This is a genomic window from Pseudonocardia xinjiangensis (genome assembly GCF_050948425.1).
Lineage (GTDB): Bacteria > Actinomycetota > Actinomycetes > Mycobacteriales > Pseudonocardiaceae > Pseudonocardia > Pseudonocardia xinjiangensis.
Genome location: NZ_CP192009.1, coordinates 6,003,070 through 6,021,992, shown reverse-complemented (window position 1 = coordinate 6,021,992; position 18,923 = coordinate 6,003,070). Strand labels below are relative to the sequence as shown.

General features: G+C 70.9%; 21 protein-coding genes. 13 read left to right on the top strand and 8 right to left on the bottom strand.

The window, feature by feature from the left end:
- The first annotated feature begins 57 nt into the window (after positions 1-57).
- The 8 genes from ACQPZA_RS28345 (at position 58) to ACQPZA_RS28310 (ending at position 7,212) form a co-directional block, all read left to right on the top strand.
- On the top strand, positions 58-978 hold the full coding sequence (locus tag ACQPZA_RS28345) for an ABC transporter substrate-binding protein (protein WP_433283030.1): 921 nt from the start codon (positions 58-60) through the stop codon (positions 976-978).
- The gene (locus ACQPZA_RS28340; protein ID WP_433275214.1) at positions 965-1,906 is read left to right on the top strand and encodes an amino acid ABC transporter permease; all 942 of its coding nucleotides are present in this window, start codon (positions 965-967) and stop codon (positions 1,904-1,906) included. Before ACQPZA_RS28345 ends, ACQPZA_RS28340 begins: the two co-directional genes overlap by 14 nt.
- Positions 1,899-2,678 carry an amino acid ABC transporter ATP-binding protein gene (locus ACQPZA_RS28335; RefSeq protein ID WP_433275213.1) on the top strand — a complete coding sequence of 260 codons (780 nt, stop codon included), beginning with the start codon at positions 1,899-1,901 and terminating at the stop codon, positions 2,676-2,678. The genes ACQPZA_RS28340 and ACQPZA_RS28335 overlap by 8 nt, the downstream gene beginning before the upstream one ends.
- A complete protein-coding gene (locus ACQPZA_RS28330) occupies positions 2,675-4,435 on the top strand; it encodes an aminotransferase class V-fold PLP-dependent enzyme (RefSeq protein WP_433275212.1) in 1,761 nt (586 codons plus the stop codon). The genes ACQPZA_RS28335 and ACQPZA_RS28330 overlap by 4 nt, the downstream gene beginning before the upstream one ends.
- Before the next feature lie 56 nt (positions 4,436-4,491).
- Entirely contained in the window at positions 4,492-5,118 is a 627-nt protein-coding gene (locus ACQPZA_RS28325) for an alpha-ketoglutarate-dependent dioxygenase AlkB (protein ID WP_433275211.1), read from the top strand.
- Positions 5,119-5,230: 112 nt separating this feature from the next.
- Positions 5,231-5,593 carry an SPW repeat protein gene (locus tag ACQPZA_RS28320; protein WP_169395690.1) on the top strand — a complete coding sequence of 121 codons (363 nt, stop codon included), beginning with the start codon at positions 5,231-5,233 and terminating at the stop codon, positions 5,591-5,593.
- 103 nt (positions 5,594-5,696) lie between these two features.
- A complete protein-coding gene (locus tag ACQPZA_RS28315) occupies positions 5,697-6,263 on the top strand; it encodes a TetR/AcrR family transcriptional regulator (protein ID WP_433275210.1) in 567 nt (188 codons plus the stop codon).
- A gap of 91 nt (positions 6,264-6,354) precedes the next feature.
- On the top strand, positions 6,355-7,212 hold the full coding sequence (locus tag ACQPZA_RS28310; protein WP_433275209.1) for a phytanoyl-CoA dioxygenase family protein: 858 nt from the start codon (positions 6,355-6,357) through the stop codon (positions 7,210-7,212).
- 7 nt (positions 7,213-7,219) lie between these two features.
- Here the strand turns inward: ACQPZA_RS28310 and add are convergent, their stop codons facing one another.
- From add to ACQPZA_RS28285, 5 genes are read right to left on the bottom strand one after another with little or no spacing between them, the layout of a single operon-like run.
- Positions 7,220-8,206, bottom strand: a complete 987-nt coding sequence (gene add / locus ACQPZA_RS28305; RefSeq protein WP_433275208.1) for an adenosine deaminase — start codon at positions 8,204-8,206, stop codon at positions 7,220-7,222.
- Positions 8,203-9,279, bottom strand: a complete 1,077-nt coding sequence (locus tag ACQPZA_RS28300) for an ABC transporter substrate-binding protein (RefSeq protein ID WP_433275207.1) — start codon at positions 9,277-9,279, stop codon at positions 8,203-8,205. The genes add and ACQPZA_RS28300 overlap by 4 nt, the downstream gene beginning before the upstream one ends.
- Positions 9,280-9,331: 52 nt before the next feature.
- Complete coding sequence (locus ACQPZA_RS28295) at positions 9,332-10,174, bottom strand: ABC transporter permease (RefSeq protein ID WP_433275206.1); 843 nt, start codon at positions 10,172-10,174, stop codon at positions 9,332-9,334.
- The gene (locus tag ACQPZA_RS28290) at positions 10,171-10,941 is read right to left on the bottom strand and encodes an ABC transporter permease (protein WP_433275205.1); all 771 of its coding nucleotides are present in this window, start codon (positions 10,939-10,941) and stop codon (positions 10,171-10,173) included. Before ACQPZA_RS28290 ends, ACQPZA_RS28295 begins: the two co-directional genes overlap by 4 nt.
- Positions 10,938-11,765 carry an ABC transporter ATP-binding protein gene (locus ACQPZA_RS28285; protein ID WP_433275204.1) on the bottom strand — a complete coding sequence of 276 codons (828 nt, stop codon included), beginning with the start codon at positions 11,763-11,765 and terminating at the stop codon, positions 10,938-10,940. The genes ACQPZA_RS28290 and ACQPZA_RS28285 overlap by 4 nt, the downstream gene beginning before the upstream one ends.
- Positions 11,766-11,889: 124 nt before the next feature.
- On the opposite strand from ACQPZA_RS28285, the gene ACQPZA_RS28280 reads away from it, so the two are divergent.
- Positions 11,890-12,519: a TetR/AcrR family transcriptional regulator gene (locus ACQPZA_RS28280; RefSeq protein ID WP_433275203.1), complete on the top strand. Its 630-nt coding sequence runs from the start codon at positions 11,890-11,892 to the stop codon at positions 12,517-12,519.
- On the opposite strand, the gene ACQPZA_RS28275 is transcribed toward ACQPZA_RS28280, so the two are convergent.
- Complete coding sequence (locus ACQPZA_RS28275; RefSeq protein ID WP_433275202.1) at positions 12,504-13,358, bottom strand: TauD/TfdA family dioxygenase; 855 nt, start codon at positions 13,356-13,358, stop codon at positions 12,504-12,506. The genes ACQPZA_RS28280 and ACQPZA_RS28275 overlap by 16 nt on opposite strands.
- A 95-nt stretch (positions 13,359-13,453) precedes the next feature.
- Between ACQPZA_RS28275 and nadD the strand changes: the two genes are divergently transcribed.
- Both nadD and ACQPZA_RS28265 read left to right on the top strand, forming a co-directional pair.
- Positions 13,454-14,047 (top strand): nicotinate-nucleotide adenylyltransferase, encoded by a 594-nt coding sequence (nadD, locus tag ACQPZA_RS28270; protein WP_169395693.1) that lies wholly within the window; start codon positions 13,454-13,456, stop codon positions 14,045-14,047.
- A 78-nt stretch (positions 14,048-14,125) separates the two neighbouring features.
- Positions 14,126-15,259 (top strand): hypothetical protein, encoded by a 1,134-nt coding sequence (locus ACQPZA_RS28265; RefSeq protein ID WP_433275201.1) that lies wholly within the window; start codon positions 14,126-14,128, stop codon positions 15,257-15,259.
- A gap of 23 nt (positions 15,260-15,282) precedes the next feature.
- Here the strand turns inward: ACQPZA_RS28265 and ACQPZA_RS28260 are convergent, their stop codons facing one another.
- Together ACQPZA_RS28260 and ACQPZA_RS28255 are read right to left on the bottom strand one after the other, a co-directional pair.
- Positions 15,283-16,251, bottom strand: coding sequence for a methyltransferase (locus ACQPZA_RS28260; protein WP_433275200.1), 969 nt, complete (start codon positions 16,249-16,251; stop codon positions 15,283-15,285).
- Between the two features lie 72 nt (positions 16,252-16,323).
- Entirely contained in the window at positions 16,324-16,953 is a 630-nt protein-coding gene (locus tag ACQPZA_RS28255) for a TetR/AcrR family transcriptional regulator (protein ID WP_433275199.1), read from the bottom strand.
- Between the two features lie 78 nt (positions 16,954-17,031).
- Here ACQPZA_RS28255 and ACQPZA_RS28250 point away from each other — a divergent pair, with 78 nt between their 5' ends.
- Both ACQPZA_RS28250 and ACQPZA_RS28245 read left to right on the top strand, forming a co-directional pair.
- Entirely contained in the window at positions 17,032-17,439 is a 408-nt protein-coding gene (locus tag ACQPZA_RS28250; protein ID WP_433275198.1) for a RidA family protein, read from the top strand.
- A gap of 386 nt (positions 17,440-17,825) precedes the next feature.
- Entirely contained in the window at positions 17,826-18,899 is a 1,074-nt protein-coding gene (locus tag ACQPZA_RS28245) for a hypothetical protein (RefSeq protein WP_433275197.1), read from the top strand.
- Positions 18,900-18,923: the final 24 nt, after the last annotated feature.

The following is an 18,923-nucleotide window of genomic DNA, read 5'->3' as shown; positions in this document are numbered from 1 at the left end:
GTCCTGCAGCAGAACTCGACGGGCCGAAAGCGGCCCGGCCGCTGGCGACTCGCCGCGATCGCCGGGCTCGCGACCATCGCCGTCGCCGCGTGCGGGGGTGGCTCGGGCGACGGCGCGGCCGCACCCGCGGCCGCGCCCGCCGGGGGCGGCGCCGTCCCCGACACGTCGTCGGTGCTGGCGGGGGTGCAGAAGGACGCACAGCTCGCCGCCACACTGCCGCCCACGATCGCGCAGGCCGGCAAGCTGACGATCGGCTCGAACCTCCAGTCGGCGCCCAACAACTTCTACGCGGCCGACGGCACCACCCCCATCGGTTACGAGGTCGACCTGGCGAAGGCCGTCGCGGCGAAGCTGGGGGTCACCGTCGCCTACCAGGACATGGCGTTCGGCTCCCTCATCACGAGCCTCCAGTCCGGCCGGGTGGACATGACGATGGCCGCGATGAACGACACCGCCGAGCGGCAGAAGCAGATCGACTTCGTGGACTACTTCACCTCGGGCATCACGATCATGGTCAAGAAGGGGAACCCGGACGGCATCACGGGCCCGGACACCCTGTGCGGCAAGGCCGTCGCGGTGGTGCAGGGCACGAGCCACCAGGAGTTCGCCACCGAGCAGAGCGCGACGTGCGTCCAGGCGGGCAAGGGACCGATCACGGTCACTGCCACCGACAGCGACACGCAGAACCAGAACCAGCTCCGCACCGGCCGCGTCGCGGCCATCCTCAACGATCTCCCCAGCGCGGTCTACATCTCGCGCACCGCGGGCGACGGGGAGTTCTTCGAGGTCGTCCCAGGCGAGCCGATCAACGGCGGCCCGTACGGCATCGGCGTGAACAAGACCAACACCCAGCTCACCGAGGCGGTCCGCGGCGCGCTGCAGTCGCTGGTCGCCGACGGCACCTACGCCACGATCCTCGACGCCTGGGGCGTCCAGCAGGGAGCCATCGCGCAGGTGGGCGTCAATGGCGGAAGCTGACGTGCAGGACGGCCGCGCGCTCGCTGTCGGCGGCGAACTGCCGATCGTCCGGCTCCGGCACTGGGGGCGCTGGGTCAGTGGCGTCGTCGTCCTCGGTCTGCTCGCCCTGCTCGGGGTCGCGCTGGCCCAGGCCCAGGTCCAGTACGGGTCGGTGCCGGAGTTCCTCTGGTACCGCGTGATCCTGGTCGGCCTGCTGAACACCGTGGTGCTCGCGGTGGTCGCCCAAGGCTCGGCGATCGTGATCGGGGTCGTGATCGCCCTGATGCGCCGGTCGGTCAACCCCGTGGCCCGCTGGTTCGCCGCGGCCTACATCTGGCTCTTCCGCGGGCTTCCGGTGCTGCTGCAGATCCTGATCTGGTACAACCTGGCGCTGGTCTTCACCTACATCTCGATCCCGCTGCCGTTCGGCGGCTACCTGCTGCACGAGCAGACCAACGTGCTGGTCACCGCGTTCGTGGCGGCGCTGCTCGGGCTGGCGCTGAACGAGAGCGCCTACATGGCCGAGATCGTCCGCGCCGGGCTCAACAGCGTGGATCAGGGCCAGGCCGAGGCGGCGAAGTCGATCGGGATGGGCCCGCTGCTGACGCTGCGCCGGGTGGTGCTGCCCCAGGCCATGCGGGTGATCATCCCGCCCACCGGCAACGACTTCATCAACATGCTCAAGGGCACCTCGATCGCGTCCGTCATCGGGGTCACCGAGCTGATCCACGCGGCCAACAACATCTCGTCGAACAACCTGCTGGTGATGGAGACCCTGCTGGCCGCCGCGATCTGGTACATGGTCGTGGTCACGGTCGCCGGCGTCGGCCAGCACTACCTGGAGCGCGCGTTCGACGCGGCCGACCGCACCGGCTCGGCGAGCGGTCCGTGGTCCCGCGCCGCCCGGGCCCTGCGCACCGCACCGACGGTGAGGAGCCGCGATGTCTGACGCCGGGCCTGAACAGCCGCTGCTGCGTGCCGTGGGCGTGCGCAAGCGGTTCGGCGACACGGAGGTGCTGCGCGGCATCGACCTGACGGTGTCCAAGGGGAAGGTGGTCTGCCTGCTCGGGCCGTCCGGCGCGGGCAAGAGCACCTTCCTGCGGTGCATCAACCACCTCGAGACGATCGACGGCGGGCAGGTCTGGGTGGACGGCGAGCCGATCGGCTTCCGGCTGCGTCACGGCAAGCTCTACGAGCTGCCCGAACGCGAGGTGGCCAAGCAGCGCAGGCACATCGGCATGGTGTTCCAGCGGTTCAACCTGTTCGCCCACCGCACCGTTCTCGAGAACGTGGCGGAAGGCCCCGTCCGGGTTCTCGGGGTGGCCACTGGCGACGCCCGGCGGGAGGCGCTCGCCCTGCTCGACCGGGTGGGCCTCGCGCACCGGGCGGACGCCTACCCCGGTCAGCTCTCGGGTGGGCAGCAGCAACGGGTGGCCATCGCGAGGTCGCTGGCGATGAGGCCCAAGCTGATGCTCTTCGACGAGCCCACCTCGGCGCTCGACCCGGAGCTGGTCGGAGAGGTGCTGGAGGTGATGCGGGCATTGGCCGCCGAGGACATGACGATGATCGTCGTGACCCACGAGATGGGCTTCGCCAGAGAGGTCGCCGACGAGGTGGTGTTCATGGTCGACGGAGCCGTGGTCGAGACCGGACCACCGAGCCAGGTGCTGGCCGCGCCGCGGCACGAGCGCACCCGCCAGTTCCTGGCCCGGGTCCTGTGACGGGGACGCGGCCGCCTGCCCGGCTCTCGCCCCGCTACCTCGCCCAGTTCGACGAGCCGCCCGGCTACCTCGACTTCGCGCGGTTCGGGCCCCCGTCGCACGCGGTGCTCGACACCACGGCGCACCTGCTGGAGCTGTCGACGAAGGCCGGCCCCACCACGGTGGACGAGCTGATGCGGCAGGAGGTGCGCGCGAAGGCGGCCGCGGCCCGGATGTGCGGCAGCGACACCGACCACGTCGTGCTGGTGCCCAACACCAGCACGGGCCTCTTCCAGGCGGCGTTCCACGCGCCGGGCGGCGAGGTGCTCGTGCCGGTGGCGGAGTTCCCGTCCAACACCTATCCCTGGGCGCGCGCCGAGCAGGTGGGTCGCGCGCGGGTGCGCCCGCTGTCCCCACCGGGTGGCCACGTCACCGCCGACGCGGTCGCGGCCGCCCTGACCGACGAGATCACCGTGGTCTCCGTGAGCGCGGTCGACTTCCGCACCGGGTACCTCGCGGATCTCGCCGCGATCCGGGACGTGGCGGGCGACCGGCTGCTCGTGGTCGACGGCATCCAGGGGTTCGGTGTGGTGGACGCGCCGTGGGAGGTGGCCGACGTGCTCGTGGTCGGCGGGCAGAAATGGCTGCGCGCCGGGTGGGGCACGGGCTTCGCCGTGCTGTCGGACCGCGCGCTGGAGCGGATGGACCAGGTGCTGTCGGGCTGGACGGGGGCCCGCGACCCGGGACTGTTCGACGACGAGATCCACCCGCCCGCACACACCGCCGCGGCCTGGTCGATCAGCAACCTCAGCCCGGTCACGTCGGGCGCCTTCGCCGCGGCGCTCGAACTGGTGGAGGACGTCGGCGTGGCGACGGTCGAGGCCCGGATCCGGGAGCGCGTGGGGGAGCTGGAGGAGGCCCTGCTGTCGGTGGGCGCCCGGATCGTCTCCTCCACCGGGCGCCGGGCCGGGATCCTGGCCTTCGAGCTGCCCGGGCACCCGGCCGAGCAGGTCGGCGCCGCGTTGGCCGCGGAGGGGATCGCCGCGACCGTCCGCCCCGAGCACGTCCGGCTGTCACCGCACGCCTCCACCCCCGCCTCGGCTGCCGAGCACGTCCGCGTGGCGCTGGCCCGGCTCGCGCGGCTGGCGCCCCCGGGCTCCCGATCCCCGGCCGGCCCACCCGCCGAGGCGTCCCACGCCCTGCTCGCCGCGCTGGTGCCCGCGGTCTCCGGCCTGGCCACGATGCTCGGCCCGGGCACCGAGGTGGTGCTGCACGACCTGTCGCGGCTGCCCGACTCGATCATCGCGGTGGCCGGCGACCTGACCGGCCGCACCCCGGGCGGCCCGATCACCGACCTGTTGCTCGGGCTGGTGCGCCGCGGCACCACGCACGACCTCACCGACTACGAGACGCACGGACCGGACGGGCGGCCGATCCGGTCGTCCACGATGTTCCTGCGCGACGAGAACGGGGTCGCGGTGGGCTGCCTGTGCATCAACAGCGAACGTCCGGCCACCACCGGCGCCACGCGTGAGGGGGAACGGCGCGAGACGTTCCCGCCGGACGTCGACAGCCTGCAGCGGTTACTGGTGGACCACGCCATCGACCGCACCGGGGTGCCGGTGGAGCTGATGAAGAAGACCCACAAGGCGGCCGTGGTGCAGGAGCTCGACGAGGCGGGCTACTTCCTGATCAAGGACGCGGTCGACAGCCTCGCCGCCGAGCTGGCCGTCACCCGGTACACGATCTACAACTACCTCAACGAGGTCCGCCGGTAGCGCTTCCCGCGTGATCGAGATCGAACTGATGTTCGATTCGAGGTACCGTCGCCTGCGTGTCGCCCTTCGACCTCGCCTGGCAGCCGTCGCTGCTCGACGCCGCCGCTGACGGCGTCGAGATCGACGCTGCTTTCTCCGGGGTCCGACGCCGTGAGCTGGGGGAGGGGGCGTGGGTCGACCACGGGCCCGGGTGGTGCCGTGGTGCCGACGGGCTCTTCGCCCGGCTCCTCGACACCACGCCGTGGGCGGGCCGGGAGGTGCGGATGTACGACCGGGTCGTGCCGGAGCCCCGCCTCACCCATCGCTGGCGCCTCGACCACGGCCCCGTCCCGCCCGCGGAGCTCGGCGAGATGGCGCGGGTGCTGAGCGAGCGCTACGGCGTCGCGTTCACGCAGGTGGGCGTCAACCTCTACCGGGACGGCGCCGACAGCGTCGCCTGGCACGGCGATCGCGTCGCCCGTGACCTTCCGGAGGCGATCGTCGCTCTGGTCTCGCTCGGTGCGGTCCGCCCCTTCCGGCTGCGTCCCACCGGCGGCGGCGCGTCGATCGGGTACCTCCCCGGGCCGGGCGACCTTCTCGTGATGGGGGGCTCCTGCCAGCGCACGTGGCAGCACTCCGTACCCAAGACGCGCCTGGTCGGGCCCCGCATCAGCATCCAGTTCCGGCACGCCTACCAGCGCTGACGCGGTGTGGCGGAGGTCGCACCGGACGCCTCTCCACAAACTTGACCGGGCGGCCAGTCAGGCGCATCATCAACTCATTGGATCTCATCTCCACGAGGGAAGGGTGATCGCGATGACCGCAAGGTCATGGCACCGGTGGCAGGACTGGGCAGCGCTGGTGATCGGCGTGCTGACGCTCCTGTCGCCGATCGTGGTGAGCACCGACGCCACCGCGTTGTGGACGCTCATCGTGTTCGGTGTGCTGATCGCCGCCACGGCGCTCTGGTCGCTGGCGCAGCCGGGTTCGGTGGCCAGTGAGTACGTGCACGCGGTGCTGGGCGTGCTGTTGTTCATCTCGCCGTGGGTGCTGGGCTACAGCGACCTGGGCGGGGCGTCCTGGACGTCCTGGGTCGCCGGCGTGCTGACGGTCGCCGTGGGGCTCGCCGCCCTGCCGGCCGCCAACGCGGAGCACCGGGGGCTGGCCGGACAGCACTGAGCCGGTAACAGGAAGATCTACAGCACGGCCGTGGCCCGGTTGGCCACGGCCGTGCTGCGCGTCAGGATGGGCGGCGCCACGATGGACGGGTGGTGAGTGCGACATGACCGAGCCGGGTGCGCGCGACCGGATCCTGGCCGCGGCGGAGGAACTCTTCGCCGGCCACGGCTTCGACGCCACGCCCACGTCACGGATCGCGGAGCGGGCGGGCGTGCCGAAGGGCCTGGTGCACTACTACTTCAAGCGGAAGCCGGACCTGCTGACGGCACTGGTCGAGCGGCTGCCCGAGGAGCACCTCGACCCGGCGAACGTGGTGGTGCCCGGCGACGTCGCGGCGAGCCTGCACCGCCTGGTCGATGTCCTCGACCGCACCCTGGACTCGTCGGCGATGCTCTCGCACCTGCTCTGGCGGGAGGCCGACACCCATCCCGCCGTGCTCGACGCACTGCGTGCGCGCTTCGCCCGCCTGGTGGAGCAGATCCGCGCCGTCGTCGCGGCGGCCCGACCGAGCGGTTGCGCCGCCGCCGATGTGGACAGCGCCGCGCACCTGCTGGCCTCGGCCGTCAGCTACCGGCACTCGGTGGCCCGCCACGCGGAGGATGGCCAGGACACGATGCACCGCGAGCTGCGTTTCCTGGCCGATGCCCTGGCCGCGGGGGCCGGCGCGTAGGCCGCTCGACCCCTTCACTGGAACGTAACGCGGACTCGCACCGTCATCGTTCACACTGTGTGAACCGCCCGGTTCATACAGAGGAGTCGACGTGACCGTTCCGGACCTGACCGCCTTCACCGACCTCGGCGTGTTCGCCCCCGCCGATGGCTCCGACGCGGCGAAGGCCTGCTACGACCGCTGGGGCTTCGTGGTGCTGCGCGGCCTGCTGGACGAGAGCGCGATCGACGCGCTGGAGGCGGAGTGCGTGGCCGCCCAGCAGGGCGTGCTCGCCGGTGAGCTCGACGCGCGGCACGGCTCCCGCAAGTACCTCGACGACGAGAGCAAGGCCGAGCACGTCGTCAACTACGTGGAGCGCGTCGAGGAGCTCGCCCCGACGATCGGTGCGGCGCTCGCCAACCCGGCCCTCGTGGAGCTCGTGACGCGGATCCTCGGCCCGGACCACTGGCCGGCGCGAGGTGGCGTGGTCTACCAGGACGCCCGGCCGGGCCGGGAGTCCGGCTACACCCGCATCGGCTGGCACGCGGACTGGCAGGCCGTCCCGCACCTCGACATCTGGCCGGGCACGGCGTTCACGATCCACATCGACGCCACCAGCCCGGCCAACGGGTTCCTCCGGGTGGTGCCCGGCAGCCACCTCTGGGCCACGGCGTCGCCGTTCGAGAACATCAACAACGTGGCCGTGCCCGAGGGCACGCCCGCCGCCCGCGGCTACACCGACACGCCACCGCCCGCGCCCATGCCGCTGGGCTTCGAGAAGATCCGCGGGGAGATCCCGGTCTACGCCGAGCGTGGCGACGTGATCCTGCACGACGCGTACCTCTGGCACTCCGCCGCTCGCGCCACCGACGACCACACCGTGCGCCGCCACGTCCGCGGCGGCTGGCACGGCGGAGACACCTCGCTGCGCGACGCGGACACCGGGTTCGTGAAGAACGCCGCTCGCTGATCCGGCGTCACACCGGGGTCGTCAGCCACTCCTCGACGCGCTCCACACCGTCGGACACGAGCTCCGCCGGAGCGCCCGAGCCCACCAGTGACGAGCGCGCGAGCTGTGCCAGCCGCTCGTCGGACAGCCCTATCGTGTCGCGCGCCAGCTCGTACTCCGCGAGCAGCCCGGGGCCGAACAGGAGCGGGTCGTCCCCGTTGAGGGTGCAGCGGACGCCCGCATCGAGCAGCCGGACGAGCGGGTGCTCGTCGAAGGACGGCACGACGGCGAGCATGACGTTGGACGTCGGGCACACGTCGAGCACGATCTCGTCGGTGGCGAGCCGCTCCACCAGCGCCGGGTCCTCGATCGCGCGGACGCCGTGGCAGATGCGCCGCGCGCCGAGGGCGTCGAGCGCGCCGTAGACGCTGGCCGGCCCCGCCAGCTCGCCGGCGTGCGGAGCGGAGATCAGCCCGGCGTCGCGGGCGATCCCGAACGCCTCCGCGAACGGCTCCGGCCCGAACAGCGCCTCGTCGGCGGCCAGCCCGAACGACACGACGCCCGCGCCCGCGTACCGGGCGGCCAGCTTCGCCAGCTCCACGGCCTGGGCAGGGTCGAAGTCCCGCAGCGCCGAGACGATCCAGCCGCACCCGATCCCGCGGGCCGCCGCGGCGCGCTGCCCCTCGTCGAGGACGATCTCGAGCACGTCCTCGGAGGTGCCGAGCTGCCCGGTGTAGCGCGGCGGGTAGAAGTGCGGTTCCACCCAGAGCGCGCCGTCGTCCGCGGCGTCGTCGACGACCTCGCGCACCACGCGCCGCAGGTGGTCCTCCGTGGTGATCAACGCCGACGCCGCGCGGTACTGCAGACCGAACTCGGCGAACGAGGTGTAGCCCCGCACCGGCGGGACCGGCACACCGGCCGCGGCGGCCAGATCGGCGAGCGTCGACGGGCGCATCGCGCCCTCGAGGTGCAGGTGCAGGTGGGCCTTCGGCAGCCGGGCGAGGTCACGGGTCATGAGACGGTGGCCTTGCCCTGGAAGACGTTGTCGAGCACCGCGGTGTCGACGATCTTCGCGACGTCGGGCAGCGGGGTCACCCCGGCCGCCGTGTATGCCTTGTACATCGGGCCGGAGAGGCGGGCCGGGTCGATCCGGAACAGCCCGCTGGATGCCGTCAGGTCGCTCTCGGTGTAAGGGATCTGCAACTCGTTCTCCCTGGTCTGCTGGGCGAGGTCGAGGCCGAGATCCGCACCGTACTTCTCGACCGCGAGGTGCGCCGCGACCGACGGGTCGGCCGCGTTGTCCTGCCAGCCGCGGATCGTCGCGCGCATGAACTTCTCGACCGTCGGCCGGTTGGCGTCGAGCCAGGAACGCTCGCTGCAGAGCACGCTGGCGTACTGCTCCAGCCCGAGCTGCTGGTAGGTGGTGACGATGAAGTCCCGATCCTGGACCAGGCCCTGCTGTTCGAGCGTGATCGGCTGGTTGGTGGCGAAGCAGGTGTAGACGTCGCCCTGACCGTCCACCAGCGGGCTCGGCTCGTATCCGACGGGGATGAACTGGTACTCGACGGGCACGCCGGCCAGCCGCATCGCCGCGTCGATGTAGGGCTGCACCCCCTGCTGCCCGAGTACCCGGGCGCCCACGATGTCCTGCGCGGTGCGCACCGGCCTGCGCGCCATCGACAGCAGCGCCGACGGCGCGTTCTGGAACATCGTCCCGTAGGCGACGAAGTCGTTGCCCTGGTTGACGGCAGAGAGGAACGCCTGCAGCGCCACAGGGATGGCGATCTCGGCGCCCCGAGCGGCGAGGGTCTGCGTCGGATCCGGCGCGTTCGGGCCACCGGGGATGAACTCCACGTCGAGGCCTTCCTGCGTGTAGTAGCCGCGGTCGTCGGCGATCCAGAAGCCGGCGAACTCGACGTTGGAGATCCAGCCCAGCGCGACCCGGACCGAGGTCGTTCCGCCGCCGCCGGTGTCGCCACCGGCGCCGCAGGCGGCGAGCGCCGCGGGGGCCAGACCGAGGCCGAGACCGGCGATGCCTGCTGTGCGCAGCAACCGGCGGCGGGACCAGAGTGCGGGGTCGCTGGACATGGGTCTCCTCAGGTTCGGGGATCGGGGGGTCGTGGGGATGCGTCGGCAGGAGTCAGGTGAACCGGACGACGCCCCAGCGCTCGACGGCCCGGGCGGCCACGAAGCAGGCGACGGAGACGACCGTGGCCACGAGCGCGGTGCCCCAGGCCCGGTCGGGCTGGTAGAAGCTGACCGACTGCGCGAACAACGTGCCGAGGCCCCGTCCACCCATCAGGTACTCCGCGAGCATCGCCGCGAGCACCGCTGTCGGGGCGGTGAGCCGGAAGGCCACCAGCAGCCCGGGCACGGCGTGGGGGAGCAGCAGCAGTCGGAGCACGGTGGAGCGCCCCGCGCCCAGCACGGCCATCAGGTCGGACGTCGCCTGCGGCGCGTCGCGCAGCCGGGCCCCGACGAACACGAAGGCGGGGAAGAACGAGACCACGGAGGTGATCACCAGAACGGTGACCCAGCCGTAGCCGAGCACCCTGGCCAGCACCGGGATCATCGCCACCACCGGCACCGACCGCATGACGAGCGCGAAGGGTGTGATCATGCCCGAGGCGATCCGCGACGCCCACACCGCGACCGCGAGCCCCGAGCCCAGCGCCATGCCCACGACCAGTCCGCCCGCGGCCATGGCGAGCGTCCAGCCGAGATCGGGCAGGTAGGCGTCGAGGTTGCCGAACACGTCGGTGAACACCAGTGCCGGCGCCGGGACGACGATCCGGTTGTAGCCGCCGAGGGACGACCAGAGCTGCCACCCGACGACGAACGCGGCCACCGTCCAGTACCGGGAGGCGACGCGGCCGAGCCCGTGCGCGACCAGCCGCACCGGCGAGGGCCGGGAGGGGTGTTCCCGGCCCACCGGAGCCTGCCGGGACGCCGGCAGCGATGATTCGCTCGCAAGCTGGGTCACTGGAACCTCCGGTTCACGGCCGCGCGCAGTGCCACCAGCAGGACGTAGGCGAGCAGCGACAGCGCGGCCGCGGTGAGCGCGGCGGCCCACAACTGGTTGGTCTGGACGTTCTGCATGGAGCTGACCAGCAGCACGCCGAGTCCACGCCGCGCGCCGAACCACTCCCCGATGACGGCGCCGAGCACCGCGGCCGGAGCGGCGAGGGTGAGCCCGTCGACGATCAGCGGGAGCCCGGCAGGCAGCTGAAGTCGCAGCAGCGTGCGGGCCCGGCCCGCGCCGAGCACGGCGAACACGTCGCGCTGGGCGTCGCTCGCCGACGCCAGTGCCGACGTCGCGGCGACGAACAGGGCGAAGCCCGCGGCCAGTGCGGCGACGAGGGTCGGGGTGGCCTCCCGGCCGGCAGTGGTGATCAGCAGGGGCCCCAGGGCGATGAGCGGGACCGCGTTGACGACGGCCGCGAGGCGGTCGAGCCCGGGAGCCGTGGCCGGCAGCAGGACGCTGAGAGCGGCCACCAGCAGCGCGGCGACGCTTCCGAGCAGGAACCCGCCGAGCGCGGCGGAGCCGGTGGCCACGAGCGCGCGGCCCAGCAGTTGCTGTGCTGCGGGCTCGGCCACGTAACCGAGCACGGCGGTGAGCGGGGGCCAGCCCGGCCCGGCGAGTCCGAGCCGGCCGACGACCTCGACGAGCACCAGCAACGTGAGAACTCCGCCCGCGGCCAGCCCCGGGCTGCGGGGAAGCGCGGCTGCTCCGACGGCGGCCCGGCTCACGAGGCCGCTGCAGCTGGCTCGGGGTCGTCGAGCATCCCGGTGAGCCGGTCGACGAGTGCGTGGAACTCCGGGTCGCGGGTGACGTCGCTGCCCCGCGGGTGCGGGATCTCCACCTGCTGCACGTGCCGCACCCGGCCCGGCCTGCCCGTCATCACGACGACCCGGTCGGCGAGCAGCACGGCCTCGTCGACGTCGTGGGTGACCAGCAGGGTGGTGATCTGCTGCTCCATCCAGATCCGGGCCAGCTCGAGGTTCATCCGCCGCCGCGTGACCGCGTCGAGCGCTCCGAACGGTTCGTCGAGCAGCAGGACGTCGGGCTCCAGCGCGAGCGCGCGGGCGATGGCGACCCGCTGGCGCATCCCGCCGGAGAGCTGGCGGGGCCGCGCGTCCTCGAAGCCGGCGAGTCCTACGAGCTCGAGCAGGGCGTCGACGCGCTCGCGGTCGACCTGCCGCCCGGCCACCCGGAACGGCAGCGCGACGTTGGAGCGTGCACTGGCCCATGGCAGCAGCGCATGTTCCTGGAACGCGACGCCCAGCCGGTGCGCCGTGATTAGCTCCGCGGGGCTGCGGCCCTCGACGAGCACCTCGCCATCGGTGGGCTGTTCGAGACCGGCGGCGAGCCGGAGAACGGTGGACTTCCCGCAGCCTGACGGGCCGAGCAGCGCGACGAACTCGCCACGGGCGATCTCGAGGTCGAGACGATCCAGGGCCCGCAGCGCCGTGCCGCGCCGCAGGGGGAACTCCTTGACGATCCCGCGCAGGGTGATGGCCCCGGCGGAGGGGGTGTCGGTGGGGGACGGGGTGGCGCTGCCTCGTGCTCGCATCTCGGACTCCGGTGAATCGAGCGGTTCAGCCACGCTAGGGATCAACGGTTGCTGGCGTGTTGCGCTCTCGGCGCCCGGACGTAACGAGAAGGGCTTCCGGGCAGCCCGGGTAGCGTGATGCGCCATGGTGGACGGTGGCGCGGAGCCCGAGAGGGACCGACTGCTGCGGCTGACTGCCGACCACGTGCTCGAGCAGGGCATCGCCGAGATGACGCTGCGTGGGCTGGGCGCGGCGATCGGTACGAACAACCGCATGCTGCTCTACTACTTCGGCTCGAAGGAGAAGCTGATCGGGCAGGCGCTGCTGGAGGCGTCGCGCCGGTTCCCGGCCTTCGCCGCGGCCATGACCGCACTTGACGAGCCCGGTACGCCGCTGGTCGACCGCCTGCTGAACTGCTGGAGGGGCATCGCCGCCCCGGAGAACCTCCCGTTCCACCGGCTGTTCTTCGAGATCTTCGGGCAGGCCGCCCACAACCCCGGCCGCTTCGACGAGTTCCTCGCGAGGGTCGGCCACGACTGGACCAACCAGGTGGCCGCCGCGCTGCGCGCCGAGGGGGTTCCGGCCGCTCCCGCAGCCGGGTTGGCCCGCGAGATCGTCGCGTTGTGGCGCGGCCTGCAGTTTGACCTGATCTCCACCGGCGACCACGAGGCGGTGACGGCGACCTACGCGGCCGCCGCCGCCGCCTTCGCGCAACGCTGCCGGGCCGCGACCGAGCAACGGGTCCCGGCCGAGGTGCGTCAGCCGGCGAGCTGAGCCGGGTTCTGCGGGTTGACGATGTCCAGCGCGCCGGTCGGCACCGCGACGGCCGCAGTGCTCCAGCCCCAGATCGAGTAGAGCACCCGTGCCGGATCGGTGTAGCCGTGGCGGCCGTGGAAGAGCCGGTAGTTGTCCACGCAGGCCATGTCGCCTGCCTCCAGCCGGAAGCGGGCGCCGGTGTCGCGCGCCGCGGTCACCGCGGCCTTCCAGTGCTCGACGAACGGCCACTGCGCCGCCTCGTCGGGGCCCATGACCGGCGCCAGATAGGGGTGGTGGCGCACCTGCGGCCGTCCTGCCGGGGTGGTGCGCAGGATCGGGGAGAACCGGTCCTGCGGGAAGTTGGGCTCCGAGTGGTCGATGTCGACCGTGCGGCAGAACTGCACCATCTCGGCGTTCGCGGGGTCCTGGTCGAGGATGTCGAGCAGCGCCACGCCATCGATGAGGAAGGACTCGCCGCCGACGGCTGCCGGTCGGGCGCCGTACAGGAAGAGCCGGTCCGGCGCGTGGTCACCGAACGCGAACCCGTCGTTGTGCGGGGGCATCGGCAGTGCGGTGTCGCCCGAGATCCGGCGCTTGCGGCCGCGGGCGTCGGGCGGCTGCTCGTCGACGCGGGCGCCGTCGGCGGCGGCACGCCGTGCGGTGGCCTCGATCTGCCGTCCGATCCGGACGAGATCCTCGCCCAGCACGTCCCGGCCGAAGGCGATGGCCGCCTCCTCGTCGGCGATACCACCGACGATCGCCGCCCCGTCGGCGGCGATCACGTCCCGTGCCTCCTCCGGGGTGGACACCCTGCGGGGCACCAGACAGGCCGCTGCGAGGTCGGGACTCAGGTGCATGGCGGTCTCCTGCGCTTGTTGAACCGATTGGTTCAGATGACGCTACGGCCGTTGAGTTGCGACTGTGTTTCGCCGCGCGCATTACTCTGCATGAGGTGAAGCGCAAGATCGGGGTGATGGGCGGGACGTTCGACCCCATCCACCACGGCCACCTCGTGGCCGCAAGCGAGGTGGCCGACCGCTTCGGTCTCGACGAGGTCGTGTTCGTGCCCACGGGGCAGCCGTGGCAGAAGTCCGAGCGCGAGGTGAGCGCGGCCGAGGACCGCTACCTGATGACAGTGGTGGCCACGGCGTCCAACCCCCGCTTCACCGTCAGCCGGGTCGACATCGACCGCGGCGGGGCCACCTACACCACCGACACGCTCACCGACCTGCACCGGCAGCGTCCCGGGTCGGAGCTCTACTTCATCACCGGCGCCGACGCGCTGGCCCAGATCCTCTCCTGGCAGAAGCTCGACGAGCTGTTCGACCTGGCCCATTTCGTCGGGGTCACCCGGCCCGGCTACGAGCTGGACGACCACCACCTGCCGGACGGCTCCGTCACGCTCGTCGAGGTGCCCGCGATGGCCATCTCGTCCACCGACTGCCGGCGCCGGGTCGCCGACGGCCGTCCCGTCTGGTACCTGGTGCCGGACGGGGTCGTGCAGTACATCTCGAAGCGCGGGCTGTACCAGGAGCCATCGTCCTGACCTGATGTGCCGTTCCATCAGGACCGAGCTGTAGTGCCGGCGGAATTCGCTTGATCTGCCGCCGTACCGTCGGCCGTGATGAGCACCCACCAGATGCAGGTCCTCTGGGTCAGCGGCGCCCCCGGGACGGGGAAATCAACAGTTGGTTGGGGTCTGTTCAAAGAGATTGCGGCCCGCGGCGCAGACGTCGCCTATCTGGATATGGATCAGCTCGGCTTGATCGGTCCTCCTCCGGGCGGTGGCGACGCAAGTCATCGAATCAAGATCGAGAACCTGCTCGTGCAGCTCTCAGTTCTCCGGTTGGCAGGAGCTCGGCGGATCATCGTGTCCGGAGTGATCGATCCAGACGTTGGGATCGAACCCTATTTGGCTGGTCATCCACTGGGGAATATCGCGGATTTCCGTGTCGTGCGACTGGTGTGTGAGAGAGATGAACTGAGGCGTCGCTTTCTTGGTCGGGGGTCGCCGGCCGGGCTTCTGGAGCAGCTGATGATCCTCGCTGAGCAGTTGGACCGAACGGCCTTCGGGGCTTCGTTCGATACGACGGGCCAGCGGCCTGATGAGACGGTCGACGAGCTCTTGAACCAATTCGATGTCGAGACGGACGAGGCCCCTGTCCAGGAGATGGGAGAGTCCGACATGGAGCCCGCATCCGGTGGATCCGTCCTCGTCGTCACGGGTGCGACCGCGACGGGGAAGTCGACGGCCTGCTGGCAGCTTCTTCACGACCTCTGGAAGGAAGGCGTCTCGGCGGCTTTTGTCGACATCGGCCAACTACGTTTCAGTCACCCGAGCCCTCCGGTCGAGGTCAGTGCGGCGCGTACGGCTGCGCTGTGGAATTCCTACAAGCGGGCCGGGGCGCAGGTGCTCATCGCTGTGGATCGCGACGCTTCGGTAGCAGCCAAGCTGAGCAGCTCGGACCCCGCACTGTTCGTTGAATTGGTGGCTGATTCGGCCGCTTTGGCTGACAGAATCGCGCGTAGGGCCGCGGGGGAGTCACCCCTTCTGGCGGGTGATGAAATCCGGGGTGTCGACGGAGAGCGGCAGGCAGAGATTCTGCAGTCGGCCGTGGGTGAAGCAGAGCAGCTCAGATCTGCTGGACGGGTCGTCGGCGCCATTGTCATCGAGACGAGCGACCAGTTGCCGGCTCAGACTGCGGATGCAATCCGCGACGTGGCGGCACTGCATATACCTGAGCTTTCTCGATCGTAGATCGGGAGAGTCGGGATCGCCCATCACAGGGGCGGGACTGCGAACTCCAGTGCCGTCCGCCCTTCGGCCACTGGTGCTGAGGCGCGGAGCGTGAGCCCGCAGTCGGCGGCCAGCTCGGCCAGCTCGTCGACCGTCCGCTCCCGGCCGCCGAAGCACATCAGCATGAACAGGTCCATCGCGGTGTCGGCGCCTTGCCCTCGCACCGGCCCGATCACCACCACGGTGCCGTCGGGCGCGGCGGCCCGGCGACACCCGGCCAGGATCTGGCGGGCGTGGTCGTCGTCCCAGTCATGCAGGATGTCGGACAGAAGGTAGGCGTCGGCACCGGCGAGCAAGGGGTCGAAGAAGCTGCCGGACACCGCCCCGGCCCGGTCATCGAGTCCGGTTGCGGCGAATCTGCCGATGGCAGCGGTAGCCGTCGGGGGTAGGTCCAGGACCCGTCCGCGAACGTCGGGATGGGCGGTCAGGATCGCCGCGAGCACGGTCCCGTCCCCGCCGCCGACGTCGAGGATCTCAGGGAACCGGCTCCAGTCGAAGCGTTGGGCGATCTGTGTCGCCTGTACCCGGAACCGCCAGTTCATCTGGGCGTCGAACGAGCGCCGTAGTTCCGGGTGGGCGTCGAGGTCCGTCCAGAACTCGCGCCCGTATCGGTGCGGGTAGGCCGGAGCGCCTGTGGTGATCGTCCCGAGCAGTTCGACGAAGGCGAGTTCGGCGCGTCCACCGGCGCTGTTGATGTCGAGCAGGGGTTTGATCCCCTCCGGGGCGTCCTCGCTCAACTGGGCACCGAGGGTCGTGGGCCGGTAGCGGCTGGACTCCGGATCGAGGGCGAAGACACCGATCGTGACGAGGTGATCGAGCAAGCGTCGGAGCGCCGGCGCCGCGGTTCCGGTATCGAAGGCGAGTTGCTCCGCCGTGGCGCCGCCCCCCGCGCGCTCCGTCAGGCTCAGCGTCGCGGCCACCCGGATGGACATGGGGGTGGCCAGATCGGCCATTCCCCGAATCGACGGTGCCGGCGCTGGGAGGTCCACCTGCTGAACCTATCAACGCCTCTCGAAGCGTCGCCGCTACGCCGGCCCCGGCCGCTCCGGTGGCAGTGTCCAGCCGTTCTCCACCGAGAGTCGGCACCTGTCGGGGTCGTCTCCTCTGCTGACGAACAGTGCGGTCAGCAGGGGGACGCCGTTGGCGAGCGTGCTGTGCGGCAGGGGGCCGTTGGCGACCAGGGAGACCAGCCCGTGGGCGATGGCCCAGCTCTGGGTGGCCAGTTCGAGCGGGTCGGTGTCGGCGCGGAAGCGGTCGGCCTGCCTGGATCGGTCGACGGCGCGAACCAGATGCTCGAGGGTCGCGTCCGCGGCCGTGAGGTCTTCGAGGTCGAAGTTCGCGTCGAACATCACCCGGTACAGGTCCGGGTGATCCAGGGCGTTGCCGAGGTAGGCGGCGACCAGCGCGGTCAGGTCCTGCACCGGGTCCGCGGACGTGGGCACCGTCGCGAACCTGCTCGCCAGGCGGGTGAAGCCCTCCTGCCGCAGGGCCTTCCACATGCCGTCCATGCCGCCGAAGTAGGTGTAGACGGCCATCGTCGAGACACCGGTCCCGGCCACCAGTGATCGCAGGGTGATGGGCTCGCGGGTCCGGAGCATGCGTGCGGCCCGTTCGACGAGCACGGTGCGGACCGCGGGGTCCTTCGTCCTGGCCATGACGCCAAATTACATAGCATCGCATTGCTATGGTTACGGGGTCCGTGAACCACGGGCTCTCACGACAAGGAGTCATGCATGGCCGTCACCCTGGTGAACCCCGACGGGTTGCCGCAGGTCGAGGCGTACCGGCAGGTGTCGGTCGCCACCGGTACGAAGCTGGTGTTCATCGCCGGTCAGGTCGCCTGGGATGCCGACGGGCGCACGGTCGGCGTGGGCGATCTCGCCGCCCAGGTCGAGCAGTGCTACCTCAACGTCGCCACCGCACTGGCCGGGGTCGGTGGCTCCTTCGACGACGTCGTGAAGCTGACCGTCTACGTCGCCGACTGGACCCCCGACAAGATGCCCCTCTTCGGAGAGGGAGTTGCCCGGGCGGCTGCGAAGCTGGGAGTGACCCCGGTCCCGCCGGGCTCGCTGATCGGCGTCGCGGCGCTGGACGTGCCCGATCATCTGGTGGAGGTCGAGGCCACCGCGGTCCTCGACTGAGCGCGGCGCTGGCGCGGCCGCGGAACGAGCCGAAACGGGGACGGCCGACCGGCCCGGCAACAGCGCCTGGTGAGAGCGTTCGCCTCTCGGGCGCGCCGTCGATAAGGTACGCCTCCGTTCGGGTGATAATGAGCCGACTCTCCGTTGTCGGGCGCCTGTTCCGCGGCAATTCTCCCGGGCTTAACAAGCACGATCAGACGCGTAACCTGACTGTCCGTACTTTATTCGTACGATAGTGTTACCCGCTTTGGTCGACGGTGGCGTACGCGATACATTTGCCGCCGGTCGGCGGGCTCCCCCGAAGAGGCCCTTCCGCAGTTGGCCTCGGCCGACGCGCTGACTCCGAGCGTCGGCCCTGTTGCCGACCCGCGATGAGGAGAACACCTGTGCTGAAGAAGGCTGGAATCGTGGCGGTCGCCGCCACGGCCGGCATATTTGCGCTGACCCCATTGGCATTCGCGCTCGACCGCGACGACCGCGGCGACGGAGATGACAACACCTCGTTCGTCATCGAGGACGACAGCGTCGAGCGGAACCAGGTCAACCGCTGTGACTTCGAGCAGAACTCAGCCGCTACGGGGCTTCTCGGCCCGATCCTCTCCCAGAGCCAGCAGGGCAACTGTGTCAACGTCGGTGACGGGAGCTCCCTCGGTCCGCCGCCGCCGCCTCCTCCTCCCGGGCCCGGCCCTGACTCCGAGGTCGTCTACAGCTCGATCCCGGACGACCTGCCCGGCCACGTGATCTCCATCAGCTACAACGCCACCGGCACCAGCGAGCTCGGCGACGAGGTCGGGCTCGCCGGAGGGCCCGACCGGGAGCTGGAGTCGCTGGAGGTCGTGCTGGACAGCTCGGCCTGTCAGGTCGGCAACTTCTACAGCAACAACTGTGTGACCACGCCTGGGGCCACGTTCGCCCACCCGATCACCATGAATGTCTACGCCGTGGACGATTCCGGTCCCACTCCGACGCCGGGCGCCCTGCTGGCCACCCGCACGGAAGTCAGCAGTATTCCGTACCGCCCGTCGGCCGACCCGGTGAATTGCACGGGCGCCGATGCCGGTCAATGGTTCGACCCGTCCGACAATGCCTGCTACAGCGGCATCTCGTTCAGGCTGAGGTTCGACTTCCCGGCCGGCACGCCGTTGCCTGACCGGGTCATCTGGACGGTGGCTTTCAACACGACGAACGCCGGGCCCAACCCGATCGGTCCGGCCCCCTGTGTCGCCACGGTGGAAGGCTGCACCTACGACTCGTTGAACCTCGGAGCCGACACCTTCGCCGGAGCACCGTACGTCGGGGTCGACATCGACCCCAACGGCGCATTTCTCGACTCGAACCAGCCGGGTTTCTACTGTGACGGCGGTGCGGGCGGCACGGGCTTCCTCCGGCTCGACACGGACACCACATCGTGTTGGGACACCAACAAGCCGCTCGGCAAGATCACCGCGCTCGTGGAGTAGCGCCGGTGCGGCGGTGGACGGGGT